This window comes from Cereibacter sphaeroides 2.4.1 (assembly GCF_000012905.2).
Taxonomy (GTDB): domain Bacteria; phylum Pseudomonadota; class Alphaproteobacteria; order Rhodobacterales; family Rhodobacteraceae; genus Cereibacter_A; species Cereibacter_A sphaeroides.
In genome coordinates this window covers 2,153,161-2,178,474 of record NC_007493.2, presented here as the reverse complement: position 1 = coordinate 2,178,474, position 25,314 = coordinate 2,153,161, and the positions used below count along the sequence as shown (strand labels likewise).

Genomic DNA, 25,314 nt, shown 5'->3' with positions numbered 1-25,314 from the left:
CGCAGAAACACCAGAGCTTTCCGGCAATGGCGCGAAGATCCGTCAGGTCGCGAGGTAGCGGTCGCGGCGGTGGTTGATGGCGATGACGAGGTTCACCACCAGCGCCCCGAGGAAGGACCAGGCGACGAGATGCCAGTCACGCAGCGTGAGGGCCACCGCAAACAGCCCGGCGTCGAAGGCGAGCTGGGTCCAGCCCGCGCGGAATCCGGTCTTGTCCTGAAGGTAGAGCGCGAGGATGCCGATGCCGCCGAGGCTTGCCCCGTGCCGGAAGAGGGCGAGGAGCGCCGAGCCTGAGGTCAGGCCGAAGAGCACTGCGCCGAAGGCCGGATGGAGATGCGCGAAGGAGATCCACTGGGGCATGACCTGCGCAAGGGCCGACATGAGCGCGACCGACAGGAAGGTCTTCAGCGTGAAGGCTGGCCCCATCCGCCGGTAGCCAAGCCAGTAGAAGGGAATGTTGATCGCAAAGAAGACCGGCGCGAAGCCCCAGCCCGTTGCGTAGGAGATCAGGACTGCGAGGCCCGCCGTCTGCCCCGTGACGAGCCCCAGATGCGTGAGGATGGTGATCCCGAAGGCGGCCATCGTGCAACCGTAGGCGAGGGCCTGGGCATCTTCGAGCTTCGTGTGGGTGGTAGGGTCGGCCATGGGGATCCTGCGGCAAGGCCGGGGGCTCTGCCCCCGGACCCCCGGGATATTTGGGCCAGAATGAAAGGGCAAGAGGGGCGTCGGATCCGAGGGTGCCTGGTCGGGGGCTGCCGCGGGAGGACGTGTCGAGGCGGACGGACCTGCTCTGTCCGGGCGGACCCGGCGAAGCCGGCGGGAGTCGGGCGAGGGCCGCGGGGCTCGGTCCCCGGCATGGGAGGCTTGGGTGGAGCGCGCGCCACAGCCCTTCCATCCTCACTCTGGGAAAATATCCTCGGGGGGTCCGGGGGGCAGACAGCCCCCCGGCCTTCGCTCAGGCGCCGAGCGCGCGGTCGAGATATTCGTCGACCTTCTCGAGATAGCCGATCGTGGTCAGCCACTTCTGATCCGGGCCCACGAGGAGCGCGAGGTCCTTCGTCATGAAGCCGTCCTCGACCGTCTGCACCGTGACCCGCTCGAGCGTCTCGGCGAAGCGGGCGAGATCGGCATTGCCGTCGAGCTTGGCGCGGTGCTTGAGGCCGCCCGTCCAGGCGTAGATCGAGGCGATCGAGTTGGTCGAGGTCTCCTTGCCCGCCTGATGCTGGCGGAAGTGCCGCGTGACCGTGCCATGCGCGGCCTCGGCCTCCACCGTCTGCCCGTCCGGCGTCATCAGCACGCTCGTCATCAGCCCGAGCGAGCCGAAGCCCTGCGCCACCGTATCCGACTGCACGTCGCCGTCGTAGTTCTTGCAGGCCCAGACATAGCCGCCCGACCATTTCAGCGCCGAGGCCACCATGTCGTCGATCAGCCGGTGCTCGTAGGTGATGCCCGCCGCCTTGAACTTCTCGGCGAATTCCTCCTCGTAGACCTGCTGGAAGAGGTCCTTGAAGCGCCCGTCATAGGCCTTGAGGATCGTGTTCTTGGTCGAGAGGTACACCGGCCAGCCGAGGTTCAGCCCGTAGTTCATCGAGGCGCGCGCGAAGTCGATGATCGACTGGTCGAGGTTGTACATCGCCATGGTCACGCCCGAGCCCGGCGCGTCGAACACCTCGCGCTCGATCACCGCGCCGTCCTCGCCCACGAATTTCAGCGTGAGCTTGCCCTTGCCCGGGAAGCGGAAGTCGGTCGCGCGATACTGGTCGCCGAAGGCATGGCGGCCGACGACGATGGGCTTTGTCCAGCCCGGCACGAGGCGCGGGACGTTGCGGCAGATGATCGGCTGGCGGAAGATCACGCCGCCGAGGATGTTGCGGATCGTGCCGTTCGGGCTCTTCCACATCGATTTCAGGCCGAATTCCTCGACCCGCGCCTCGTCCGGCGTGATGGTGGCGCATTTCACGCCCACGCCATGCTGCTTGATCGCATGGGCCGCGTCGACCGTGATCTTGTCCTCGGTGCGGTCGCGCTCCTCGATGCCGAGGTCGTAGTAATGCAGGTCGATGTCGAGGTAGGGCAGGATCAGCTTCTGCTTGATGAAGTCCCAGATGATGCGGGTCATCTCGTCGCCGTCGAGCTCGACGACGGGGTTCGCTACCTTGATCTTCGACATGGAGAGGCTCCCGAATGGTTGGTCAGGCGAGGCATAGCGGAAAAGGGTGGCCGAGGGAAGACCGGTATGCCGCGGTATACCGGATCAGCCCGCCGCCCGGTCGAAATAGGTCCGCGTGAGAGCGCGCACATGCGCCCAGAGGCCGGGGGCACCGCGGGCGATCTTCGCCCCCACCCGCGTGTCGAGCTGCTCGGAGGTGACGGCGAACTCCTTCCAGGTGCCGCCGCCCGACTGCAGGTTCTGCATCACCGGCTGCACCCGGTCGATCGATTTCGCAAAGACGGCGTCGGGCGACAGGCTCGCCTCGAACTCCTCCCAGAGCGCGCGAAACTCGGCGGCCTGATCCTCGGGCAGGAGGCGGAAGATCCGGTCGGCGGCAGCGCTTTCGGCCGCGGCCACCGAGGCCGCGTCGTGGCTGCCGTGAATGGGCGTGTCGCCGCAGTCGATCTCGACGAGATCATGGATGAGCAGCATGCGCAGCACACGGTCGATGCGCACATCGGGGCCGGCCTGATCGGCCAGAATCAGCGCGTAAAGCGCCACATGCCACGAATGCTCGCCCGAATTCTCGCGCCGCGAGCCGTCGGCCAGCGTGTTGGCGCGCAGGACCGTCTTCAGCCGGTCTGCCTCGGCCAGGAAGGCGAGCTGCCGGCCGAGACGGTCGCTCACCGCGAGCCCTCGGTGAGGCGGCGCTTCACATAGTCCGAGACCTTGGAGATCATCGGGGTCATGTGCGCCTCTTCGTCCTTGAAGAAGTGGTCGGCGCCCTCGATCTGCTCGTGGGTGACGGTGATGCCCTTCTGCTCGTGCAGCTTGCCCACCAGCGTCACCGTGTCCTTGGGCTGGGCCACCCGGTCGGCGGTGCCGTTGATGATGAGGCCCGAGGAGGGGCAGGGGGCGAGGAAGGAGAAGTCGTACATGTTGGCGGGCGGGGCCACCGAGACGAAGCCGGTGATCTCGGGACGGCGCATGAGGAGCTGCATCCCGATCCAGGCGCCGAAGGAGAAGCCCGCGACCCAGCAGTGTTTGGCGTTCTGGTTCATCGACTGCAGGTAATCGAGCGCGGCCGCCGCATCCGACAATTCGCCGATGCCCTGATCGTACTCGCCCTGCGACCTGCCGACGCCCCGGAAGTTGAAGCGCAGCACTGTGAATCCCAGCCGATAGAAGGCATAGTGCAGGTTGTAGACGACCTTGTTGTTCATCGAGCCGCCGAACTGCGGGTGCGGGTGCAGCACGATGGCAATGGGCGCGTCGCGATCCTTCTGCGGGTGGTAGCGGCCTTCGAGCCGGCCCTCGGGACCGGCGAAAATCACTTCGGGCATCGCCTCGCCTTGCCTGTTTCTTCCGCGGCGTAATCTTGACAAAAACGCTCGGATAAATTAGAACCATTCCACCTGGGCGGTGCATCCGCCCGGAACCGTAACGAGTTAAGCGGCCTGCCGCTTGGCGTCAATGGATTTGGCGGGAACCGGAAAATGAAACTCTCGACCAAGGGTCGGTATGCGATGGTGGCGCTGGTGGATCTCGCGCTCGCCCAGAAGTCGGGCAACGAGCTTGTCTCGCTTGCCGAAGTGTCGAAGCGGCAGGACATTTCGCTGCCCTATCTCGAGCAGCTGTTCGTCAAGCTGCGGCGGGCGGGGCTGGTGGAGGCGGTGCGAGGGCCGGGGGGCGGCTACAAGCTCGCGCGGCCCGCGGAGTCGATCCGGGTCAGCGAGATCATGGAAGCGGTGGAAGAGACGGTCAATGCGATGCATACCGGTGCTGGTGCAAGTGGAGGCGTTTCCGGCTCGCGTGCACAATCCTTGACCAACCGGCTGTGGGAGGGCCTCTCGGCGCATGTCTATGTCTTCCTGCACCAGACCCGTCTGTCGGACATCATCAAAAACGAGATGCGTCCATGCCCGGCGGTGCCGGCGCTGTTTCGAGTGGTTGACGAGGACTGAGGCGGTGGCTGTCGTGGCGGGCCGCCGGGGGCGGCTGCCCCCGGACCCCCGCGGATATTTCCGCCAGAGTGAAGGGTGAAGCGTGGGCTCGCGGGTCTATCTCGACTGGAATGCGACGACCCCGCTGCGCGCCGAGGCGCGGGCGGCGATGCTGGAGGCGATGGATCTGGTGGGCAACCCCTCCTCGGTCCATGCCGAGGGGCGCAGGGCGCGCGCGCTCGTGGAGCGGGCGCGGGCTCAGGTGGCGGCGGCGCTCGGCGCCGAGGGGGCGGATGTCGTCTTCGTGTCCGGAGCGACCGAGGCGGCGGCGCTGGCCTGTGCCGGGCGCGGGCTCTTATGCGCCGACGTGGAGCATGAGGCTGTCTCGGCCTGGTGTGCGCCGGAGCTGGCCGTGGATGCCTCGGGGCGCGTGGCAGTGGCCGAGCCGGGGCGCTCCGCGCTGCAGCTCGCCAATTCCGAGACCGGCATCCTGCAGGATCTGCCCGAGGGGCTGGCGGTCTCGGACCTGACGCAGGCCTTCGGCAAGGTGCCCTTCGCCTTCAACTGGCTCGGCTGCGCCATGGGATTCGTCTCGGCGCATAAGATCGGCGGGCCGAAGGGGGTGGGGGCGCTGGTGATCCGGCGCGGGCTCGACCTCGAGGCGCGGATCAAAGGGGGCGGGCAGGAGATGGGCCGCCGCGCGGGCACCGAAAACCTGATCGGGATCGCGGGCTTCGGCGCTGCGGCGGAGGCTGCGGCGCGGGATCTGGCCGAAGGTCTCTGGGAGCCTGTGCTTCAACTTAGAAATATTCTAGAATCGGCGTTGTGCGACGACGGAAAAGGGACTATTTCTGTCGGGAAAGCGGTTCCCCGGCTGCCGAACACGCTCTGCCTCGTCACCCCCGGCTGGAAGGGCGAGACGCAGGTGATGCAGATGGATCTGGCGGGCTTCGCGGTCTCGGCGGGATCGGCCTGTTCGTCGGGCAAGGTGCGGGCCAGCCGCGTCCTGCGGGCGATGGGGCTCGGAGAGGAAGAGGCCGGCTCGGCGCTGCGCCTCTCGCTGGGGCCGGGCGTGACCGAGGCCGAGGGGCTGCGGTTCGCCGAGGCCTGGATGCGGGCGCGGGATCGCCACCGGGCGCGGGCCGCCTGAAGGATCAAGCCGTCCGGTCAGGGCGGCACAAGAGACACGACGGGGCCGTGCCCCCTGGAACGGAGACTGAGACCGATGGCAGCACTGGAAGAGACTGCGGTTCCCGAGGTTCGCGACGGCGTCGACCGTGAGACGATCGAGACGGCCCAGGCGATGGCCGGCAAGTACAAGTACGGCTGGGAAACCGAGATCGAGATGGACTTCGCGCCCAAGGGGCTGAACGAGGACATCGTGCGGCTGATCTCTGCGAAGAACGACGAGCCGGAGTGGATGACCGAGTGGCGGCTTCAGGCCTATCGCCGGTGGCTGCAGATGGAAGAGCCGCGGTGGGCGATGCTCGATTATCCCGAGATCGACTATCAGGACATCTATTATTACGCCAAGCCGAAGAGCATGGATGTGAAGCCGAAGTCGCTCGACGAGGTCGATCCCAAGCTGCTCGAGACCTACAAGAAGCTCGGCATCCCGCTGAAGGAGCAGGCGATCCTCGCCGGCGTCGAGGGCGCCGAGGTGCCGGATGCGCCGCGGCAGGTGGCGGTGGATGCGGTCTTCGACTCGGTCTCGGTCGGCACGACCTTCCAGAAGGAGCTGGCCAAGGCCGGCGTCATCTTCTGCTCGATCTCGGAGGCGGTGCGCGAGCATCCCGAGCTCGTGAAGAAATATCTGGGCTCGGTCGTGCCCCAGTCCGACAACTATTTCGCGACGCTGAACTCGGCCGTCTTCTCGGACGGGTCCTTCGTCTATATCCCGCCGGGCACCCGCTGCCCGATGGAGCTGTCGACCTATTTCCGCATCAATGCCGAGAACACCGGCCAGTTCGAGCGCACGCTCATCATCGCCGACAAGGGCGCCTATGTGAGCTATCTGGAAGGCTGCACCGCGCCCAAGCGCGACACCAACCAGCTTCATGCCGCGGTCGTCGAGATCGTGGTGCTGGAGGATGCCGAGGTGAAATATTCCACGGTGCAGAACTGGTATCCGGGCGACGAGGAAGGCCGGGGCGGCATCTACAACTTCGTGACGAAGCGGGCCGACTGCCGCGGCGCGCGCTCGAAGGTGATGTGGACGCAGGTCGAGACCGGCTCGGCGATCACCTGGAAATACCCCTCCTGCATCCTGCGCGGCGACGACAGCCAGGGCGAGTTCTATTCCATCGCCATCGCCAACAACGCTCAGCAGGCCGATACCGGCACCAAGATGATCCATCTGGGCAAGAACACCCGGTCGCGGATCGTCTCGAAGGGGATTTCGGCGGGCAGGGCGCAGAACACCTACCGCGGCCTCGTCTCGATGCACCCGAAGGCCACCAACAGCCGCAACTATACCCAGTGCGACAGCCTGCTCATCGGCGACAAGTGCGGGGCGCACACCGTCCCCTACATCGAGGTGAAGAACAACTCGAGCCGGGTCGAGCACGAGGCCACCACCTCGAAGGTCGATGATGACCAGCTCTTCTACTGCCGCTCACGGGGCATGGACGAGGAGGAGGCGGTGGCGCTGGTCGTCAACGGCTTCTGCAAGGAGGTGCTGCAGGCCCTGCCCATGGAATTCGCCATGGAGGCGCAGGCGCTGGTGGCGATCTCGCTGGAAGGGTCGGTCGGGTGAGCCGCGGCTCGCCCCTCCGCCGCGAGGTCCGGCCATGATCGTGACCACCACCCCCAATATCGAAGGCTACCAGATCGCCACCTACCACGGCATCGTGACGGGCGAGGCGATCCTGGGCGCCAACGTGATCCGCGACCTCTTCGCCGGGATCACCGATTTCATCGGCGGGCGCTCGGGCGCCTACGAGAAGGAACTGGGCCGCGCCCGCGAGACCGCGCTCTCCGAGATGGAGGAAGCCGCGCGGGCGAAGGGCGCGAATGCCGTCGTCGGTGTCGATCTCGATTACGAGGTCATCAACAACATGCTGATGGTGTCGGCCTCCGGCACCGCCGTCACCATTGCCTGAGGAACAGAGATGCTCGAGATCAAGAACCTGCACGTCAAGCTCGAAGAAGAGGACAAGGTCATCCTCAAGGGCGTGGATCTGACGGTCGAGGCCGGCAAGGTCCATGCGATCATGGGGCCGAACGGCTCGGGGAAATCGACGCTCTCCTATGTGCTCGCGGGCCGCGACGGCTATGAGGTCACCGAGGGATCGGCCACGCTCGACGGCGAGGAGCTGCTGGAGATGGAGCCCGAGGAACGCGCGGCGGCGGGCCTCTTTCTGGCCTTCCAGTATCCGGTCGAGATCCCGGGCGTGGGCAACATGACCTTCATGCGCACCGCGCTGAACGCGCAGCGCAAGGCCCGCGGGCAGGAGGAGATGAGCGCGGGCGACTTCCTCAAGCTCGTGCGCGAGAAGGCCAAGGCGCTGAAGATCGATGCCGACATGATGAAGCGCCCGGTCAATGTAGGCTTCTCGGGCGGCGAGAAGAAGCGCAACGAGATCCTGCAGATGGCGATCCTCGAGCCGCGCATGTGCATCCTCGACGAGACCGACTCTGGCCTCGACGTGGATGCGCTGAAGCTCGTGTCCGACGGGGTCAACGCGCTGCGCGACGCGGGCCGCGGCTTCCTCGTCATCACCCACTATCAGAGGCTGCTCGATCATATCCGCCCGGACGTGGTGCATATCATGGCCAACGGCCGCATCGTGAAGACCGGCGGCCCCGAGCTCGCGCTCGAAGTCGAGAAGAACGGCTACGCGGACATCCTGGCCGCGGAGGAGGCGTGATGGCCGAGGCACTTCCGCAGGACGACGCGCTGGCGGCGCGGATCGCCGGCCTGTCGTTCCCGAGCGAGGGCTGGCAGGCGCCGGCCCGGTTCGATGCGCTGGCGCGGCTGACCGCGATGGGCCTGCCCAAGCGGCGCGACGAATACTGGCGCTACACGGACCCCGCAAGCTTCAACTCGGCCGAGCCGGTGCCGGCCACGACCTTCGACGACGGCGAAGAGGGGATGGTCTTCGAGGCCATCGACCGGCTGAAGCTGGTCTTCGTCGATGGCGTGTTCGATGCGGCGGCCTCGGATCCGCTCGCGCTCGAGAATATCGAGATCGGGCTCCTTTCCGAGGCGCAGTCCGACATCCACTGGGCGCGCGACCTCTACGGTGTGCTCGAGGCGCGCGGTCAGGTGCCGGTGAAGCGGCCCTTCGCGGCGCTGAACACGGCCTTCGCCACCGAGGGCGTGCTGATCCGCGTGACGGGCTATGTTCCGCGGCCGATCGCGCTGATCTACATTCATTCGTCCGACACCTCCGACGCGGTTCTGCACCATTGCATCCGCGTCGAGCCCGGGGCGGATGTGACCGTCCTCGAGAACGGACCGGCGGCGGCACGTTTCACGAAGGTGATGGAAGTGGATGTGGCCGAGGGCGGGCGCTTCCACCATATCCGGGCGCAGGGCCGCGACCATGACCGGCGCGCCTCGACCCACATCTTCGCGCGCGTGGCGGGCAAGGGCCTCTTCAAGTCCTTCACGCTGACGGCCAACGGCGTGATGACCCGCAACGAGGCGGTCATCGAGCTGGTGGGCGACGAGGCGGTGGCCCATGTCGCGGGCGCGGCGGTGGGCGACGGCAAGTTCCACCACGACGACACTGTCTTCGTGACCCACGAGGGCGAGGCCTGCGAAAGCCGTCAGGTCTTCAAGAAGGTGTTGAAGAACGGCGCCACCGGCGTCTTCCAGGGCAAGATCCTCGTGAAACCCGGTGCGCAGAAGACCGACGGCTACCAGATCAGCCAGTCGCTGCTGCTGGACGAGGATTCGGTCTTCCTCGCCAAGCCCGAGCTCGAGATCTATGCCGACGACGTGAAATGCTCGCACGGCTCGACCTCGGGCGCCATCGACGAGACCGGGCTCTTCTATCTCCGCTCGCGCGGGGTGCCGCTGAAAGCCGCACAGTCGCTTCTGGTCCTTGCCTTCCTCGCCGAAGCCATTCAGGAAATCGAGAACGAGGAAATCGCCGAGGATATCCGGCAGCGGCTGGAGAACTGGCTGGCGCGTCACGAGCATTGAATGGCAGTTACCACCGACATCGTCCAAAGCTACCGCCACCCCCGCACGGTCATCCGGCGGTATCTCGATGCCGGTGAGAACGAGGGCAGGGCGCTCATCATCCTGATGGGCGCCTGCCTGCTGATCTTCGTGTCGCAATGGCCGATTCTGGCCCGGCAGGCCTTCCTAGACCCGTCCCAGCCGCTCGAGGCGCGGATGAGCGGGGCGCTGATGGGCACGGTCTTCCTGCTGCCGCTGCTCTGCTACGGGCTTGCGGCGCTGAGCCATCTGGTTGCCCGGCTCTTCGGCGGCAAGGGCAGCTTCTTCGGGGCGCGGCTCGCGCTCTTTCTCGCGCTGCTGGCCACCGCGCCGCTCATGCTGCTCAACGGGCTCGTGGGCGGCTTCATCGGCGAGGGGCCGGGCGTGCTGATCGTGGGCTTCCTCGTTCTGTCGGGCTTCCTCGCCATCTGGCTTCTCATGCTGATCGAGGCGGAACGATGAGCGTTACTCTCGGTGGTCTCCTGCGTCTCGTGCGCTTCACGGTGGCGAACCCGCGCGAGGGGGCCCGCGCCGTCCTCGCGATGGACCTGCCGATGCAGGCGCGCTGGCTCGCGCTCATCTTCACGGCGGTCGCTGCGGCGCTGGTGACCTTTGCCGGCCTCACCCTCCTGCCGCGCGACGTGCGCCAGCTGATCGGCGACGACCTGCCCAGCCCGATCTTCAGCGCCGCGCTTCAGGTGGGGCTTCTGGCTTTCTCGGCAGGCCTGATCCACCGGATCGGCGTCTGGCGCGGCGGGCGCGGCACCTTCCCCGATGCGGTCCTGCTGGTGGCCTGGCTCCAGTTCATCCTGCTCTGCCTCGAGGTGCTGCAGCTTCTGGCGCAGCTCGTCCTGCCGCCGCTCGCCGACGTGCTGGGCGTGGTGGGGATCGTGCTCTTCTTCTGGCTGCTCACCCATTTCGTGGCCGAACTGCACGGCTTCACCTCGACCCTCGCCGTCCTGGGCGGCATCCTTCTCGTGATCTTCGGCATGGCCTTCGTGCTGGCCGCCGTCCTGATGCCCTTCATAAGCGGCTGAGGTTTTCCCATGTTCGACGTCGCCTCCATCCGCCGGGACTTTCCGATCCTTTCGCGCGAAGTGAACGGCAAGCCCTTGGTCTATCTCGACAATGGCGCCTCGGCGCAGAAGCCGCAGGTGGTGATCGAGGCGATGAACCTCGCCTACAGCCACGAATATGCGAACGTCCACCGCGGGCTGCATTATCTGTCGAACCTCGCGACCGACAAATATGAGGCCGTGCGGGCGACCATCGCGACCTTCCTCAACGCGCCCTCGCCCGAGGAGATCGTCTTCACCACCGGAACCACCGAGGGCATCAACCTCGTCTCCTACGGCTGGGCCGCGCCGCGGCTTCAGCCGGGCGACGAGATCGTGCTCTCGATCATGGAGCATCACGCCAACATCGTGCCCTGGCACTTCCTGCGCGAGCGGCAGGGCGTGGTGCTGAAATGGGTCGATGTGGATCAGAACGGCGATCTCGACCCGCAGGCGGTGATCGACGCGATCGGCCCGAAGACGAAGCTCGTCGCGGTCACCCAGATGTCGAACGTGCTCGGCACCGTGGTGGATGTGGCCGCGATCTGCGCCGGGGCCCGCGACAAGGGCGTGCCGGTGCTGGTCGACGGGTCGCAGGCGGCCGTGCACATGCCGGTCGATGTGGCGGCCATCGGCTGCGACTTCTATGCCATTACCGGCCACAAGCTCTACGGCCCCTCGGGCTCGGGCGCGATCTGGATCCGGTCGGAGCGGATGGAGGAGATGCGCCCCTTCATCGGCGGCGGCGACATGATCCACGAGGTGACGCGCGATACCGTCACCTACGCGCGGCCCCCGATGCGGTTCGAGGCGGGCACGCCCGGCATCGTGCAGCAGATCGGCCTCGGCGTGGCGCTGCACTACATGATGAATGTGGGAATGGCCGAGATCGCCGCGCATGAACGCACGCTGCGCGACTATGCGCGCGATAGGCTCGCGGGCCTCAACTGGCTCGACGTGCAGGGCAATTCGGCGGGGAAGGGGGCGATCTTCTCCTTCACGATCCGCGGCGGGGCCCATGCGCACGACATCTCGACCGTGCTCGACCGCAAGGGCGTCGCGGTGCGCGCCGGCACCCACTGCGCCATGCCGCTCATGCAGCACATGGGGGTGGGCGCCACCTGCCGCGCTTCCTTCGCCATGTACAACACCCCCGACGAGGTGGACCGGCTGGTCGAGGCGCTGGAGCTCTGCCACGAGCTCTTCGGCTGAAGAGCAGACCTCCGCCGCGGCGCGGCCGGCGGCGGAGCGGGCAGGGGCCTTCCCTCCTTGACGGGCCTCCGGGTGGGGCGAAGCCAGGCTCTCAGGCTCTCAGGCTCTCAGGCTCTCAGGCTCTCAGGCTCTCAGGCTCTCAGGCTCTCAGGCTCTCAGGCTCTCAGGCTCTCAGGCTCTCAGGCTCTCAGGCTCTCAGGCTCTCAGGCCGCCGCGGGGGCGACGGGTCAGGCCACCGCGACCAGCAGGAAGAGCGCTGCAAGCAGCACCATGCCGCGGCGATAGAGCGCGAGGCCCTGCCGCAGGTCGGCCGGGCCCGGATCCGGCGCGCCGGCATTGAGCCACGGTTCGGCCGAGACCCGGTCGCCATAGATCCGCGGCCCCGAGAGCCGCACGCCGAGCGCACCCGCCATGGCGGCCTCGGGCCAGCCCGCGTTGGGCGAGCGGTGCGCGCGCGCATCCCGCCGCATGACGGCCAGCGCCCTCCGCGGCCGTCCCGACGCGAAGGCGAAGAGAACGCCCGTCAGTCGCGCGGGGATCAGGTTCACCCAGTCGTCCGTCCGGGCCGAGGCCCAGCCGAAGGCCTCGTGCCGGGGCGTGCGGTGGCCGATCATCGAATCGAGCGTGTTGATCGCCTTGTAGGCGGCGATCCCGGGCAGGCCCAGCAGCACCCCCCAGAAGAGCGGAGCGACGATCCCGTCCGAACTGTTCTCGGCGAGGCTCTCGAGCGCCGCCCGGGCGACGCCGGTCCCGTCGAGCTGCGAGGGATCGCGGCCGACGATCATCGAGACCGCCCGCCGCGCGCCCGGCAGGTCGCCCGCATCGAGAGGGACCGCCACCGCCTCCACATGCTCGTGCATCGAGCGGAGCGCCACGAGCGGCCAGGCCAGGAGCCCCGTCAGCACCGCGCCGAGGAGGCCGCCGGGCAGCAGCGACTGGAGGAGCGCCGCAGGCAGGGCCGCCGCCAGCACGGTGACGAGGAGAGCGGCCACGCCGGCGCGCCGGCGCTCGGCCGCCGAGCCACGGTTCCAGCGCTCATCGAGCGCCGAGATGATCCGGCCGATCCAGACGACGGGATGGCCGATCCGGGCATGCAGCCGGTCCGGCCAGCCGAGCGCCACATCCGTCGCCATCGCCACCAGCATGGTGCCCGCATGGAACATGCTTCTGCCTCCTTCGGAGAGCGGCTCCTGCGGCGCGCTCACGTCTCGATTTCGGAGAATTCCCCTCCTTCTGCAAGGGCGGAGCCATCCGCCGGAGGGCTGGCCTGTCGGTTTGGGCAGGTCGCGTTCTTCGCAGAAAGAGGTAAGAAGAACGCAGGGAAATTGCTTTGACTTCCCCCTGTCGCTCGTTCGCCGGAGATCCTCCATGCCGCAGTCCCATCACCGCGAAACCGCCCGTCTGGTTCGTCACCGGCGCTGGGTTCTCGGCCTGTCTCAGGAAGATTTTGCCGCACGGCTGGGGCTGGATGTGACCGACGTGCGGGCGCTCGAAGCCGGCAGGCCCAATGCGAAGATGTTCTCCTCCACGAGCCTCGAGACGCTGCTTTCCGCGGGTTCGGCGGGTGGCTCCCCCATCGGCCGCGGCTGACGCCTCGCCCCGTCGGCTGCGGTCACCTGTACCCGGCCGCCTGCAATTCGAACAGTTCCGCATAGCGGCCCGGCTGGGCCAGAAGCTCCTCGTGGGTGCCGCTGGCCTCGACCCGACCGCCCGCCAGCACGAGGATCCGGTCGGCCATGCGCACCGACGAGAACCGGTGCGAGATCAACACCGCCGTCCGGCCCGCCGACAACTCCTTGAACCGCTGGAATACCTCGAACTCGGACCGCGCATCGAGCGCCGCCGTCGGCTCGTCGAGGATCAGCACCTCGGCGTCGCGCATGTAGGCCCGCGCGATGGCGAACTTCTGCCATTCGCCGCCTGAGAGATCCACGCCCTCCCGGAAACGCTTGCCCAGCATCTGGCCGTAGCCGTCGGGCATCCGCGCCACGATCCGGTCGGCGAGGCTGCGCCGGGCGGCCTCGGCGATGCGGTCTTCCTCGGAACGCGCCTCGATCCGGCCCACGGCGATATTCTCGCCCGCACTCATCGAGTAGCGCACGAAATCCTGAAAGATGACGCCCATCGCGCCGCGCAGCGCCACCGGATCGAAGCTGCGCAGATCCTGTCCGTCCAGAAGGATCCGCCCCTCGTCCGGATCGTAGAGCCGGGCCAGCAGCTTGACGAGCGTGGTCTTGCCCGCGCCGTTCTCGCCCACGAGCGCCAGCGTCTCGCCCGCCTTCAGCGTGAAGCTGAGATCGCGCACCGCCCAGCCGCCGGCCCCCGGATAGCGGAAGCCCACCTTCTCGAAGCGGAAGCCCTCGCGGATCGGTTTGGGCACGGGGCGCGGCTCGGCGGGGGCGAGGATGGTGGGCTGCTGCCGGAAGAAGCCGAACAGGTCCTCGAGATAGAGCGCCTGCGCGGCGGTGGTGGAGAAGCCCGTGAGCAGTCCTTCGACCAGCCCGCGCAGCCGGAGGAACGAGCCTGCAAGAAAGGTCAGATCGCCGATCGAGAGCCGGCCCGACAATGTGGCGCCGATCATCCAGAGGTAGGCCAGATAATAGCCCGCCGTCCCCAGCGCGCTGAAGAGCGTGCCCCAGACCGCCCGCGCCGAGGCGATGCGCCGCCGCGCGGCATAGAAGCTCTCCGAGAGGGTGCGGTAGCGCTCGATCAGGAAGGGCGCGAGGCCGAAGATCTTGATCTCCTTGGCCGTTTCCACTCCGGCCGCGGTCACGCGGATATAATCGAGTTCCCGCCGCTCGGGCGTGCGGCGGAAATCGAGGTTGTAGTTCTGCGCGTTGAAATGCGCCTCGCCGAGGAAGGCCGGCACCAGCGCCGCGACCAGAAGCAGGATGAGCCACGGGTTGTAGAGCAGGAGCCCGCCCGCAAGCGAGGTCACGGTGACCGCATCCTGCATCAGCGAGAGGATCTGGCCCGTCAGCGTCATGCGCCCGCCCGACTGCCGCCGCGCCCGCTCGAGCCGATCCTGAAACCCCGCATCCTCGAACGCGGCCAGATCGAGGCTGGCCGCGTGGTGCATCAGCCGCACCGAGGAGGACATGGTGAGCCGTTCCGTCAGGAGCGTGTCGGTGAGGCCGCCGAGCCGTCCGAGAAGATCCGACAGGATGGCGAGCAGGAACTCCGCTCCGAGCAGCAGGACGAGCGTGCTCGCGCCTTCGGCTCCGATCCAGCCGAGCGGGCCCGCGGCGGGCAGCGGGCTTCCCGCGAGGCGCACCACCTCGTCGATGATGAGCTTGCCGAACCAGAGCGCCGTGACCGGGATCAGCGCCCGGGCGAGTCTCAGGACGAGGCTCAGGACCAGAAGGCCGGGGCTCGCCTGCCAGACCATGCCGAGGAAGGGCGCGACATTGCGCAGGGCCGCCCAACGGGCGCGAAATCCGGGCAGGTCGGGGGCGGGATCGGGTCTCATCGGCGGACCTTTGGCCCCTTCGCGGCGGAAGTCAAATCAGCTCTGGCGTCCCGCCCTCCGGCCTGAAGATCGGACGGCCGACCTCGGATCCGCCCGGCCGCACATCGGGCAGGGTCCGCAGTCCCGTCGCAGGGTCGGGCGGGGGGTACGACGGATGCCTTCCGCAGACCAAGTGATCCAACGCGCCGCCGCGGGGCAGGATCCGCCCTGCGACCCTCTGCCGCAAGACATTGCGGAGGCTTCCGATCCGCCGGGGCGACTGCCTAGAAGGCGGGATGCAAGAGACGCCTTCCCGCTTCGCCGACGCGTGCCCCGTGTCGGGCGCTTTGCCCGCCCCGCCTCCGGTGGGGCGGATCGAGCGGGCCGGCCTCTGGCTGCGCGACCATCCGCGCGCGGTGTCGGGGCTGCAATGGGCGGCGGTCGCGCTCTACTTGCCGCTCGTCTTCCTGCCGGTCGTCCTGCCGCCGCCCGGCCCGGACGCGCGGATCTGGACCGACCTGACCCTCCTGTCGCAGGCGCTCCTCTGGGGCGTCTGGCTGCCGGGGGTGCTGGTTTCGGTCCTGCTCTTCGGCAGGCTCTGGTGCGGCCTCTTCTGTCCCGAAGGGACGCTCAGCGCCGCCGCGTCGCGCCACGGGCGGGGAAGGGCCATTCCGCGCTGGATGAAATGGCCGGGCTGGCCGTTCGCGCTGTTCTGCGCCGTGACACTCTACGGCCAGATGATCGCGCTCTACGACGACCCGCGGGCGGCGGCGCTGCTCTTCGGCCTCTCGACGAGCGCCGCGCTGCTGGTGGGCTGGCTCTACGGCAAGAACAAGCGGGTCTGGTGCCGCTTTCTCTGCCCGATGAACGGCCTCTTCGCCCTGCTGTCGCAGCTCGCCCCGCTGCACTATCGCGTCGATGCCCGGGCCTGGGACAATTGTCCGCCCGCGCGCGCCCGGACCATGCGCTTCAATTGCGAGCCGATGGTGCCGGTGCGGATGATGGAGAGTGCGGGCCCCTGCCACATGTGCGGGCGCTGCGCCGGCTTTCGCGACGCGGTGCGGCTCGAGGCGCGCGTGCCGGGCGAGGAGCTGGTGCGGACCTCTGCGACGTCGGGCGAAAGCCTCCTTCTGCTCGGAGGGCTCCTCGGCCTCGGCTCGGCGACTTTCTGGTGGCCCCATGCGCCCTGGCTCGCGGCCCTGTCGGAGGCGGTGGGGGGACAGGGGACGGCGCCGTGGTTTCTCGTCGGTTCCGGCGGCGACGCCATGAGCTTCGGCGCAGGAGCCGCGCGGCTTCTCACGATCCTGACGATCGCCGCGGGGATCGCGCTGTGGGCGGCCCTGCCCCTGGCCCTCGCCGCCGGCAAGGAGAATCTTCCCCGGCTCGCACGGGCGCTTCTGCCGCTGGCCGCCGCGGGGCTTCTCGTCGGGTTCGGGCAGCGCACCGCGGCCCTGCTGGAGTGCGACGCGCGCGCGTTCTGGTCGGCGATCCTCGCGGGCTCGGCGCTCTGGTCGCTCTGGCTCGCCGCGCGATTCTCGCGGAGATGGCGCGTACGCGGGGCTGTGGCCGTGGCGCTTTCGGTGCCTCTGGCGGGCTGGGGATGGGTGATCTGGTCATGACCCTGCCTGCGAAAAAGGCGCTCCGCGCGTCCCCCGCCGCTCGACCGTCCGGTGGTCGGTTCGCTCGATCATGGCGCGACTGCTTGTCCGCGGCATTCTTCCGGAACGCGAATGCGTTGTTTGGAACAGGTTTTCAGCCTGACATCCAGCCGCCGTCGCTGCCGTCCGGCCGTCTCGTCGGCCTCTTCGATGCCGGGCGGATGCAAGTTGCACCTATAGACAAATTGGCGCGACATTTTGACGCTTGCCAAGAGATCGGGAACCTCGGCTAATGTATGTCGCGCTAGCCGATTTTAATTTTTATTGAAGACAGTTAGGGGGAGTAAAGGTGGACGGAAGCAAGATGGACGAGCGGATGACCGCCTCGCGGCGTTTCCACAGCGTCGCGCAGCTCAGAGAGCTTCTTCTTGGACTTGAACATGATCTTGGCATCGCAGAACTTTCTCGCAATGAGCTGGATGTGCTCTATGCGGTGAAGCTTCTGGGCGAGACCGAAGATACTGTCGTCCGTTCGGACGCGATCCGGCGCCACACGCTGTGCAACGCCATCGCGACGCCGACGTTCCACCGCGCCCTGCGCTCTCTGGTGGAAAAGGGCTTCGTCGATCATGCGCCGATGACGAAGGCGCGGGCCTACAAGCTCGGCAGCCGCGCCGCGCAGATCGCGCACTGAACCGGACGCCCCGTCCACAGGACCTGCGCGGTGGCGGGTTTTCCCGGCGCCGCGAAGCGCCTATCACACCTCCATGAACATCGTCCTGCTCGTCACGGCCCTTGCGGTCCTTTTCATCGTGATCGCCGCCTGCGAGCCCGTCGCGGCCCGCCTCAGGCTGCCCTATTCGGTGGTCCTCGCCGTGGTGGGGGCCATGCTCGGCACGCTCGCGCTCTGGCTTCAGCGCAGCGGGGTGGCGGCGAGCTTCCCGCCCGAGGTGGCCGACCTTCTGGCCCTCCCGATCCGGTCGAGCGTCTTCCTCTACATCTTCCTGCCCACGCTGCTGTTTCAGGTCTCGCTCAGCCTGAACATCCGGCGGATGATCGACGACTGGGTGCCGATCCTCGTGATGGCCGTTGTGGCGGTGCTGGTCTCGACCCTCGCCATCGGCTTTGCGCTGCAACCGTTCAGCTCCATGTCGCTCGCGGCCTGCCTCCTGCTCGGCTCGATCGTCTCGACCACCGACCCGTCGGCCGTGGTCAGCATCTTCCGCTCGATCGCGGCGCCGCAGCGGCTCACGAGGATCGTCGAGGGCGAGAGCCTCCTGAACGACGCGGCGGCCATCGCGCTCTTCGGCTTCTTCCTCACCTTCGTGATGGCGGGCGTGCCCGACCCGACCCTGCGTCAGGCACTGGTGGAGTTTCCGCTGCTGATCCTGGGCGGTCTGGGGCTCGGCTACCTCATGGCGCGGATCGCGCTCTTTCTGATGACGCGGATGGCGTCCCATCCGACGGCGCAGCTCTCGCTGAGCCTCGCCTTGCCCTACCTCACCTATGTGCTGGCCGAGCAGGGCTTCCATGCCTCGGGCGTGATCGCGGTGGTGACGGCGGGCATCGCGATGAATCTCACCGGACCGGGCCGCCTCAGCCCCGCCACCTGGAAGCTGCTCAGCGACATCTGGGAGATGCTGTCGCACTGGGCGGGCTCGCTCATCTTCATCGTCGCGGCGCTCCTCATCCCGCGGCTGATCGGGCGCGCGACGGGATGGGACCTGCTGCTCATCGGCGTGGTGGCGCTGGCCGCGGTCGTGGCCCGCGGCGTCATGCTCTCGGGGCTCCTGCCGCTTCTCACGCGCTTCAACCTCTCGCCCCGGGTCGAGCGGCCCTACCGCGTCGCGATCCTCTGGGGCGGGCTGCGCGGCGCCGTCACCCTCGCGCTGGCGCTCGCGGTGACCGAGAACCCGATGGTCCCGCCGCATGTGAAGCGCGAGGTGGGCATCCTCGCCACGGGCTTCGTGCTCTTCACGCTCCTCGCGCAGGGGACGACGCTGCGCTGGGTGATCCGGCGGCTCGGCCTCGCGCGGCTCACGCCGCTCGATCTGGCGCTGTCGAACCAGGTGATCGCGGTCGCGCTGCAGAACGTGCGCGAGGGCGTGGCCGAGACGGTGCGCGAGCGCGAGCTCGACCCCCAGATCGTGCGATCCGAGGCCAAGGGCTTCGGCCAGCGGCTCGCCCGCGCGGTGGAACTGGCCGACGACAGCGCCGACGACATTCCCGACCGCGACCGGATCACGCTGGGGCTCGTGGCGCTGGCCGGGCGCGAGCGCGACGCGATCCTCGCGGCCTTCCGCCAGCAGATCATCTCGCCGCGTCTGGCCGAGGCGATGCTGGTCGATGTCGACCGGCTGATCGAACGCACGCGCCTGCAGGGCCGCGACGGCTATCGCGCGGCGGGGCGGCGGGCGCTGGGGCTCGGGCGTCAGCACCGGATCGCGGTCTGGGCGCACAACCGGCTGAAGATCACGCGCTGGCTGAGCCAGCTCACCTCCGACCGGTTCGAGATGCTGCTGACCCAGCGGCTGATCCTCGGCGACCTGCACGGGCTGATCGACGGCAAGATCCGCCGCATCCACGGCCGGCGCGTGGCCGAGATCCTGCACGAGATGCTGAAGCGTCGCGAGGAAGAGACCGAGCAGGCGCTCGAGGCGCTGCGGCTGCAGTATCCGGGCTATTCCGAGGAGATGGTGCGCAGCTTCATCCGCCGCACCGCGCTCCAGCTCGAGCTGCGGGAGTACGAGATGCTGCACGACGACGGGCTGATCGGGCAGGAACTCTTCATGACCCTGCGCCAGCGCATCCAGGTGGCGCGCGGCAAGAAGGAACGCCGCCCGCACCTCGATCTGGCGGTCCAGAAGGTCGAGCTCGTCCGCCAGTTCCCGCTCTTCGCGGAGATGGAAGAGGATCAGCTGCGCGCGCTCGAGCGGCTCCTGCAGACGGTCTATGTCCGGCCGGGAGACGTGCTCCTGCGCCGGGGCGACGTGCCGCGCAAGGTGTTCTTCATCGCCTCCGGCGCGGTCGAGTCGGATGTGGCGGGCCAGAAGGTCCGCCTCGGGCGCGGCGAGATGTTCGGCCAGCTCGCGATCCTGACCCGCAAGACCCGCAAGGCGCAGGTGACGGCGATCAGCCATGGCACGCTTCTCAGCCTCGACGAGGCGCGCTTCCTCGAGCTTCTGCGCCGCAACAGGACGCTGCAGGAAGCCGCTGTGGAGAGTGCCGCCCGCCGCAATGTCACGATCGACCTCAGCGCGATCTGACGGGGCAGCGCCCGGGCTTCCCTCCCGCCCGCCCCCTCCGGGGCCGCCCGGCCAGGGGCGCACCGCCTCCGCAGAGCCACCCCGGGCGAAGCGCGCCCCGTCAGGCCCTACGCCCGGCAGCCCTGTTCATTCTGGCGCAAATATCCTCGGGGGGAGCCCGGCCGCAGGCCGGGCCGGGGGGCAGACAGCCCCCCGCTTCGGACCGCCAGCAATAAGAGGCCAGCCGCACCGCATCACCGCCGTTTCCGGAACGGCCTCGGCCCGAGCCGCGCCGCTCAGCTCCGCACGCCGGAGAAGCGCGTCTGCCATTCGGCGCGCTCCTCGTCGGTGATCTTGCGGAAGAGAACCTCGGGCGTGGTGAAGCCATGGCCTGCGGGCAGCACCTCGAGCGCGCGGCCGACATCGGCGGGCCAGCTCCAGTCCTCGCAGCCGAGCGAGGCCATCATCGAGGCCGCCGCATCCGGGATGAAGGGCCGCGAGATCACCGCATAGAGCCGGATCAGGTTCAGCGCGAGGCGGATCATCGCCTGCGCCTGCTCGGGATCGGTCTTGACCACCGTCCAGGGGGCGGCGGACTGCAGATATTCGTTGCCCGCCACCCAGAGCGCGCGCAGTTCGGAGGCGGCCTTGCGCACCTCCATCGCCTCCATGCAGGCCTCGTAGGCCGCCAGCCGCTGCTGCAGCTCGGCCACCAGCTGATGCTCGCGCTCGCCCGGGCTGCCGCCCGCGGGAACCGTCTCGCCGAATTTCGAGCGGCAGAATTTCGTAACCCGGCTCACGAGGTTGCCCAGCACGTCGGCCAGATCCTTGTTCACCGAGCTCTGGAAATTCTCCCAGGTGAATTCGCTGTCCGAATTCTCGGGCGCGTGCGACAGGAGCCACCAGCGCCAGTAGTCGGCGGGCAGGATCGAGAGCGCCTGATCCATGAACACGCCGCGGCCCTGGCTGGTCGAGAACTGGCCGCCGTCATAGTTCAGGTAATTGAACGACTTGATGTAATCCACGAGCTTCCAGGGCTCGCGCGAGCCCATGATCGTGGCCGGGAAGGAGAGCGTGTGGAAGGGCACGTTGTCCTTGCCCATGAACTGGACGTAGCGCACGTCCTCCGCGCCCCTGTCGGTGCGCCACCAGCGCTCCCAGTCGGCGTCGGCCTTGCCGTTGGCATCGGCCCATTCCGCCGTGCCCGCGATATATTCGATGGGCGCGTCGAACCAGACGTAGAAAACCTTGCCCTCCATGCCGGGCCAGGGTTCGCTGCCCTTGCGCACCGGCACGCCCCATTTCAGGTCGCGGGTGATGCCGCGGTCCTGCAGCCCCTCGCCGTCGTGCAGCCATTTCTTCGCGATCGAGGTGGTCAGCACCGGCCAGTCGGTCTTGCTGTCGATCCAGGCCTCGATCTCGTCCTTCAGCGCCCGCTGGCGCAGGTAGAGATGCTTCGTCTCGCGCAGCTCGAGCTCGGTCGAGCCCGAGATGGCGGAGCGCGGGTCGATCAGGTCGGTCGGGTCGAGCTGCTTGGTGCAGTTCTCGCACTGGTCGCCGCGCGCCTTGTCATAGCCGCAGTTGGGGCAGGTGCCCTCGATGTAGCGGTCGGGCAGGAAGCGGTTGTCGGCCACCGAGAAGAACTGGCGCTCGACCACTTCCTCGATGAAGCCGTTCTCGGCCAGCGCCCCGGCGAAATGCTGGGTCAGCCGGTGGTTCCGCGCGCTCGACGAGCGGCCGAAATGGTCGAAGGAGAGCCGGAAGCCCGCGGCGATCTCCTTCTGCACCTCGTGCATCTCGGCGCAATAATCCTCGACCGGCTTGCCGGCCTTGGCGGCGGCGAGCTCGGCCGGGGTGCCGTGCTCGTCGGTGGCGCAGATGAACATGACCTCGTGGCCGCGGCCGCGCATGTAGCGGGCATAGAGATCCGCCGGAAGCTGGCTTCCGACCAGATTGCCCAGATGCTTGATCCCGTTGATGTAGGGGATCGCCGAAGTGATGAGTATCCGCGCCATGCCCAGTAATCCCTGTGTCCCGACCGCGGGCTGTTTAGCGCCGGACGCTCGCGAGGGCCAGAGGATGATTTCGCGCCGGCGCGCCGCCCGCGAAGGCCCGTTGGAGGTCGGGGCGCCCGAGCGCGGGTCGGGCAGGGTCGGGGTCAGTCGGCGGCCCGGCCCTCGATCTCGATCCCGTCGCGGCCGCGGTGCAGGATCCATCCCGCGGGCGGCTCCATCCGGGACCGGAGCCGGTCGAGCCGCCAGCGGTCGCGGGGCGCATAGGCCATGTGCCAGCGCGTCTCGATCCCCGGCGCGCCGCCCCGGCCGGGTGTGAGCAGGATCCCGAGCGGCGGATCGATCCCCATCTCTGCGGCGGCCTCGCTTCCGGTCTCGGCCGCCAGATGCTGCCGGCGCACCGGCGTCAGCGGCGGCGGTTCGATCAGGTCGACCACCACGAGCGGCACCGTCCCCGAGCGCAGCGTCTCTTCCATCGACCAGAGCAGATCCTCGGGGCGGCGGGTGCGGGCAAAGATCATCCGGCCGGGCTCGACGAACTCGTGCATCCCGTCGGGATAGAGCCGCTCGGGCCGCCAGCCGGGATGGATCCAGATCACCGGGCCCTGACAATGCGCCATCAGGGACATGGCGAGCACCCGGCGCGCCGGCCCGCAGAATTCATGCACCCGCGCGCGCGAGATCGCGAGATCGCCCACCAGCCGCTGCATCGGCCGGACCCGGGCTCCGTGGCGGTCAAGAAGCTGAGTCGTCATGCGGGCACCTTGGCATGTTCCGCCTATGTTCTCAATCCCTCATGCAGGGGCGAGCGGAGGGATGAAACGCATCATCGCGGCCCTGCGTCGGGCGCCCATCTTCTCGATCTCCGTGCGGCGACGAGGGGACGCTCTCGCGCCTGCCGCGCGTCGAACCCTCCTGAGGGAAGCTGCTCTCCGCCGACGCGCCGGCGCGCAGACCGGCGCCCTGCCTTGCCATCGCAGGCAGGCGGGCTAGGCTGCAACCGCAGAACAGGAGACCCATATGAAGCGCATCCCCCTCGGCCGCACCGATCTGACCGTTTCCGAACTCTGCCTCGGCACGATGACCTGGGGCAGCCAGAACAGCGAGGCCGAAGCCCATGCCCAGATCGACCTCGCCCTCGACCACGGGGTGAATTTCCTCGACACGGCCGAGATGTATCCGACCAATCCCGTGACGGCCGAGACGGTGGGCGGCACCGAAACCATCATCGGCCGCTGGCTTGCCGCGCGGGGCGGGCGCGACCGGATCGTGCTTGCGACCAAGATCACCGGCGAGGGCAGTGCGGCGGTGCGCGGCGGCGAGCAGGTGACGCCCGAGAGCCTGCGCCGCGCGCTCGAGGGCTCGCTCGCGCGGCTCGGCACCGATCATGTCGATCTCTACCAGATCCACTGGCCGAACCGGGGCTCCTATCACTTCCGCAAGATGTGGGCCTATGTGCCGCCCACGGGGGTCGAGGCGGTGCGCGACAACATGGTCGCGGTGCTCGAAGAGGCGCAGAAGCTGGTGGCCGAGGGCAAGGTGCGCCATTTCGGCCTTTCGAACGAGACGGTCTGGGGCGCGGCGCAGTGGCTGTCGCTCGCCGACCGGCACGGGCTGCCGCGCATGGCCACGGTCCAGAACGAATATTCCCTGCTCTGCCGCCAGTTCGACACCGACTGGGCCGAGCTGTCCGCGCTGGAGGAGATGCCGCTTCTGGCCTTCTCGCCCCTCGCTGCGGGGCTTCTGTCGGGCAAATATGCCGGAGACGTGACGCCCGACGGCTCGCGCCGCGAACGCAATGCCACGCTGGGCGGGCGCGTCACGCCCACCGTCTTCGAGGCGGTGGCGGGCTATCTCGGGATCGCGGCGCGCCACGGGCTCGACCCCTGCCAGATGGCGCTCGCCTTCTGCCGCAAGCGTCCTTTCCCGGTGATCCCGATCCTCGGCGCGACCTCGCTCGACCAGCTGCGCACCAACCTCGGCGCCTGTGACCTCGAGCTGTCCCCCAAGGTCGAGGCCGAGATCGCGGCGGCCCATCGCACCTGGCCCGCGCCCTACTGAGCCCTTGCGGAAGGCGCGCGCTTCGCGCCATCTGGCGGGGCGCCGCGCCTCTCGCGCGGCCCGGAGGACGAGACAGACATGCGCCGACCGCTTCTCCTGCTTGCGCTCCTCGCGCTCGGAGCCTGCCGGCTCGCGGCGGATGCAGGCGGGCCGCCCGCCCTAGATCCGCAGCCGCTCGCCGCCCCTCCGGTCGAGGTGACGACCCTGACCGATCCGGCGCCGGCGGCCGTCCCGCCCGCACCCGGCCCCGGCAGCGCCCCGGAAACCACGGCAGAGCCGCCGCCCGCGGTCGTCTCGCCCAGCCAGCTTGCCTGCGAGAAGGCCGGGGGCAGCTATGTGACGATGAAGGCGCTCTTCACCTGCGTGAAGACGCCGCCCGACGCGGGCAGGCGCTGTGCCCGCGAGTCCGACTGCTCGGGCCGGTGCCTCGCCCGCTCTCAGACCTGTGCGCCCCTTGATCCCCTCCTGGGCTGCAACGACATCCTGGACGACGAGGGGCGGAGGATCACCCTGTGTCTCGACTGACGGCCCTGCCTCTCCTGCTGCTCGCGGCCTGCGCCCCCAAGGTGCCGGAGCCGCCGCAAACCTTCCGCGACACGAACCAGCCGATCTGGTCGAACGCCGTGTTCGAGCCGGCGCGGATCGCCGGCGACTGGCAGGAGGTGGCGGCCTTCGCGCAGCCGGGCGCCTGCCGGCCCGGCGGCGTCGCGATCCGGCCCACGGCGGCGGGGCTCGAGATGACCGGACGGCTCTGCCTCGGCGGACGCGAGACGGCGCTGGCGGGGCCTCTGGCGGTCACCGGCCCCGGGCGCCTGCTGCCCGCCGGCGCGACCGAGCCCTGGTGGGTGCTCTGGGTCGATACCGATTACCGGACCCTCGCCCTCGGCACGCCCTCGGGGCGGTTCGGCGTGCTTCTGAACCGGGGCGGGCCCCTGCCGCCCGATCGGCTGGCCGCCGCCCGCGAGATCCTCGAATGGAACGGCTACGATCTCGGGCGGTTGACCCGGTTCTGAGCTTCAGGAGGCCCCATGCTGCGATCGACCCTTCTTCTCTGCTGCCTCGCGGGCCCCGCCCTCGCCGACGACAGCCCGTGGATCGGCGACTGGGCCGCCGATCCGGCCTGGTGCGCCGCGGCCGGCCGGACGGGCGAGGTGCCCGAGGCGCCGATCCGCATCACCGCCACCGAATTCCAGGGCTACGAGAACCGCTGCAAGATCACGGAAACCGATCCGCTCACGGTCCTGCCGGGGGCCGAGCTGGTGCTGGAGTGCGAGGCCGAAGGCGAGACCTTCGCGGATGCGCGGCTTCTGGTGATCGACGCGGCCGACTCGATGCTGATGCTGGTGCCGGGCGCCGAGCCGCTCCGCCTCAGCCGCTGCGCCTCCGCGGTGGCGCCGGGCTAGGTCCTGTCAGGCCGG

Annotated in this window: 25 protein-coding genes; 17 read left to right on the top strand and 8 right to left on the bottom strand. The window is 68.6% G+C overall.

Going from position 1 to position 25,314, the window contains the following annotated elements; translation table 11 throughout:
- Nucleotides 1-42 precede the first annotated feature (42 nt).
- The 4 genes from RSP_RS10530 to RSP_RS10515 all read right to left on the bottom strand — a co-directional run bounded on the left by RSP_RS10530 (nucleotide 43) and on the right by RSP_RS10515 (nucleotide 3,495).
- Complete coding sequence (locus RSP_RS10530) at nucleotides 43-645, bottom strand: YitT family protein (protein WP_011338232.1); 603 nt, start codon at nucleotides 643-645, stop codon at nucleotides 43-45.
- Nucleotides 646-955: 310 nt separating this feature from the next.
- Nucleotides 956-2,170 carry an NADP-dependent isocitrate dehydrogenase gene (locus RSP_RS10525; RefSeq protein WP_011338231.1) on the bottom strand — a complete coding sequence of 405 codons (1,215 nt, stop codon included), beginning with the start codon at nucleotides 2,168-2,170 and terminating at the stop codon, nucleotides 956-958.
- An 84-nt stretch (nucleotides 2,171-2,254) separates the two neighbouring features.
- Nucleotides 2,255-2,839 carry an HD domain-containing protein gene (locus tag RSP_RS10520; protein WP_011338230.1) on the bottom strand — a complete coding sequence of 195 codons (585 nt, stop codon included), beginning with the start codon at nucleotides 2,837-2,839 and terminating at the stop codon, nucleotides 2,255-2,257.
- Nucleotides 2,836-3,495 carry an alpha/beta hydrolase gene (locus RSP_RS10515; protein ID WP_002720607.1) on the bottom strand — a complete coding sequence of 220 codons (660 nt, stop codon included), beginning with the start codon at nucleotides 3,493-3,495 and terminating at the stop codon, nucleotides 2,836-2,838. Before RSP_RS10515 ends, RSP_RS10520 begins: the two co-directional genes overlap by 4 nt.
- 153 nt (nucleotides 3,496-3,648) lie before the next feature.
- Between RSP_RS10515 and iscR the strand changes: the two genes are divergently transcribed.
- The 9 genes from iscR to RSP_RS10470 all read left to right on the top strand — a co-directional run bounded on the left by iscR (nucleotide 3,649) and on the right by RSP_RS10470 (nucleotide 11,532).
- Nucleotides 3,649-4,116, top strand: coding sequence for a Fe-S cluster assembly transcriptional regulator IscR (iscR, locus tag RSP_RS10510; RefSeq protein ID WP_002720606.1), 468 nt, complete (start codon nucleotides 3,649-3,651; stop codon nucleotides 4,114-4,116).
- A gap of 82 nt (nucleotides 4,117-4,198) precedes the next feature.
- Nucleotides 4,199-5,245 (top strand): cysteine desulfurase family protein, encoded by a 1,047-nt coding sequence (locus RSP_RS10505; RefSeq protein WP_011338229.1) that lies wholly within the window; start codon nucleotides 4,199-4,201, stop codon nucleotides 5,243-5,245.
- 75 nt (nucleotides 5,246-5,320) lie between these two features.
- Nucleotides 5,321-6,850 (top strand): Fe-S cluster assembly protein SufB, encoded by a 1,530-nt coding sequence (gene sufB / locus RSP_RS10500; RefSeq protein ID WP_017139918.1) that lies wholly within the window; start codon nucleotides 5,321-5,323, stop codon nucleotides 6,848-6,850.
- 34 nt (nucleotides 6,851-6,884) lie between these two features.
- Nucleotides 6,885-7,196 (top strand): heavy metal-binding domain-containing protein, encoded by a 312-nt coding sequence (locus tag RSP_RS10495; RefSeq protein ID WP_002720603.1) that lies wholly within the window; start codon nucleotides 6,885-6,887, stop codon nucleotides 7,194-7,196.
- 9 nt (nucleotides 7,197-7,205) lie between these two features.
- Nucleotides 7,206-7,964 carry a Fe-S cluster assembly ATPase SufC gene (gene sufC / locus RSP_RS10490; RefSeq protein WP_002720602.1) on the top strand — a complete coding sequence of 253 codons (759 nt, stop codon included), beginning with the start codon at nucleotides 7,206-7,208 and terminating at the stop codon, nucleotides 7,962-7,964.
- Nucleotides 7,964-9,247, top strand: a complete 1,284-nt coding sequence (locus RSP_RS10485; protein WP_017139917.1) for a SufB/SufD family protein — start codon at nucleotides 7,964-7,966, stop codon at nucleotides 9,245-9,247. Before sufC ends, RSP_RS10485 begins: the two co-directional genes overlap by 1 nt.
- Nucleotides 9,248-9,727: a YIP1 family protein gene (locus RSP_RS10480; RefSeq protein ID WP_002720600.1), complete on the top strand. Its 480-nt coding sequence runs from the start codon at nucleotides 9,248-9,250 to the stop codon at nucleotides 9,725-9,727. It abuts the gene before it with no gap.
- Complete coding sequence (locus RSP_RS10475; RefSeq protein ID WP_002720599.1) at nucleotides 9,724-10,302, top strand: Yip1 family protein; 579 nt, start codon at nucleotides 9,724-9,726, stop codon at nucleotides 10,300-10,302. The genes RSP_RS10480 and RSP_RS10475 overlap by 4 nt, the downstream gene beginning before the upstream one ends.
- A gap of 9 nt (nucleotides 10,303-10,311) precedes the next feature.
- On the top strand, nucleotides 10,312-11,532 hold the full coding sequence (locus RSP_RS10470; protein ID WP_009566727.1) for a cysteine desulfurase: 1,221 nt from the start codon (nucleotides 10,312-10,314) through the stop codon (nucleotides 11,530-11,532).
- A gap of 227 nt (nucleotides 11,533-11,759) precedes the next feature.
- Here the strand turns inward: RSP_RS10470 and cbiB are convergent, their stop codons facing one another.
- A complete protein-coding gene (gene cbiB, locus RSP_RS10465) occupies nucleotides 11,760-12,695 on the bottom strand; it encodes an adenosylcobinamide-phosphate synthase CbiB (RefSeq protein WP_011338227.1) in 936 nt (311 codons plus the stop codon).
- A gap of 205 nt (nucleotides 12,696-12,900) precedes the next feature.
- Between cbiB and RSP_RS10460 the strand changes: the two genes are divergently transcribed.
- Nucleotides 12,901-13,122, top strand: coding sequence for a helix-turn-helix domain-containing protein (locus RSP_RS10460; protein ID WP_002720596.1), 222 nt, complete (start codon nucleotides 12,901-12,903; stop codon nucleotides 13,120-13,122).
- A 22-nt stretch (nucleotides 13,123-13,144) separates the two neighbouring features.
- On the opposite strand, the gene RSP_RS10455 is transcribed toward RSP_RS10460, so the two are convergent.
- Nucleotides 13,145-15,001, bottom strand: coding sequence for an ABC transporter ATP-binding protein (locus RSP_RS10455; RefSeq protein ID WP_011338226.1), 1,857 nt, complete (start codon nucleotides 14,999-15,001; stop codon nucleotides 13,145-13,147).
- A 275-nt stretch (nucleotides 15,002-15,276) separates the two neighbouring features.
- Between RSP_RS10455 and RSP_RS10450 the strand changes: the two genes are divergently transcribed.
- From RSP_RS10450 to RSP_RS10440, 3 genes are all read left to right on the top strand, one after another.
- Entirely contained in the window at nucleotides 15,277-16,599 is a 1,323-nt protein-coding gene (locus RSP_RS10450; RefSeq protein ID WP_011338225.1) for a 4Fe-4S binding protein, read from the top strand.
- A 343-nt stretch (nucleotides 16,600-16,942) separates the two neighbouring features.
- The gene (locus RSP_RS10445) at nucleotides 16,943-17,272 is read left to right on the top strand and encodes a hypothetical protein (RefSeq protein ID WP_002720593.1); all 330 of its coding nucleotides are present in this window, start codon (nucleotides 16,943-16,945) and stop codon (nucleotides 17,270-17,272) included.
- A 73-nt stretch (nucleotides 17,273-17,345) separates the two neighbouring features.
- A complete protein-coding gene (locus tag RSP_RS10440) occupies nucleotides 17,346-19,844 on the top strand; it encodes a cation:proton antiporter (RefSeq protein WP_002720592.1) in 2,499 nt (832 codons plus the stop codon).
- Nucleotides 19,845-20,119: 275 nt separating this feature from the next.
- On the opposite strand, the gene metG is transcribed toward RSP_RS10440, so the two are convergent.
- Complete coding sequence (metG, locus tag RSP_RS10435) at nucleotides 20,120-21,838, bottom strand: methionine--tRNA ligase (RefSeq protein WP_011338224.1); 1,719 nt, start codon at nucleotides 21,836-21,838, stop codon at nucleotides 20,120-20,122.
- Nucleotides 21,839-21,981: 143 nt separating this feature from the next.
- On the bottom strand, nucleotides 21,982-22,590 hold the full coding sequence (locus RSP_RS10430; protein ID WP_011338223.1) for an ImuA family protein: 609 nt from the start codon (nucleotides 22,588-22,590) through the stop codon (nucleotides 21,982-21,984).
- Between the two features lie 265 nt (nucleotides 22,591-22,855).
- On the opposite strand from RSP_RS10430, the gene RSP_RS10425 reads away from it, so the two are divergent.
- From RSP_RS10425 to RSP_RS10410, 4 genes are all read left to right on the top strand, one after another.
- Nucleotides 22,856-23,896, top strand: a complete 1,041-nt coding sequence (locus RSP_RS10425; RefSeq protein WP_011338222.1) for an aldo/keto reductase — start codon at nucleotides 22,856-22,858, stop codon at nucleotides 23,894-23,896.
- Nucleotides 23,897-23,974: 78 nt separating this feature from the next.
- Entirely contained in the window at nucleotides 23,975-24,421 is a 447-nt protein-coding gene (locus RSP_RS10420) for a hypothetical protein (RefSeq protein ID WP_011338221.1), read from the top strand.
- Complete coding sequence (locus RSP_RS10415) at nucleotides 24,409-24,909, top strand: lipocalin family protein (RefSeq protein ID WP_011338220.1); 501 nt, start codon at nucleotides 24,409-24,411, stop codon at nucleotides 24,907-24,909. Before RSP_RS10420 ends, RSP_RS10415 begins: the two co-directional genes overlap by 13 nt.
- 15 nt (nucleotides 24,910-24,924) lie before the next feature.
- Nucleotides 24,925-25,299: a hypothetical protein gene (locus RSP_RS10410; protein ID WP_002720586.1), complete on the top strand. Its 375-nt coding sequence runs from the start codon at nucleotides 24,925-24,927 to the stop codon at nucleotides 25,297-25,299.
- Nucleotides 25,300-25,314: the final 15 nt, after the last annotated feature.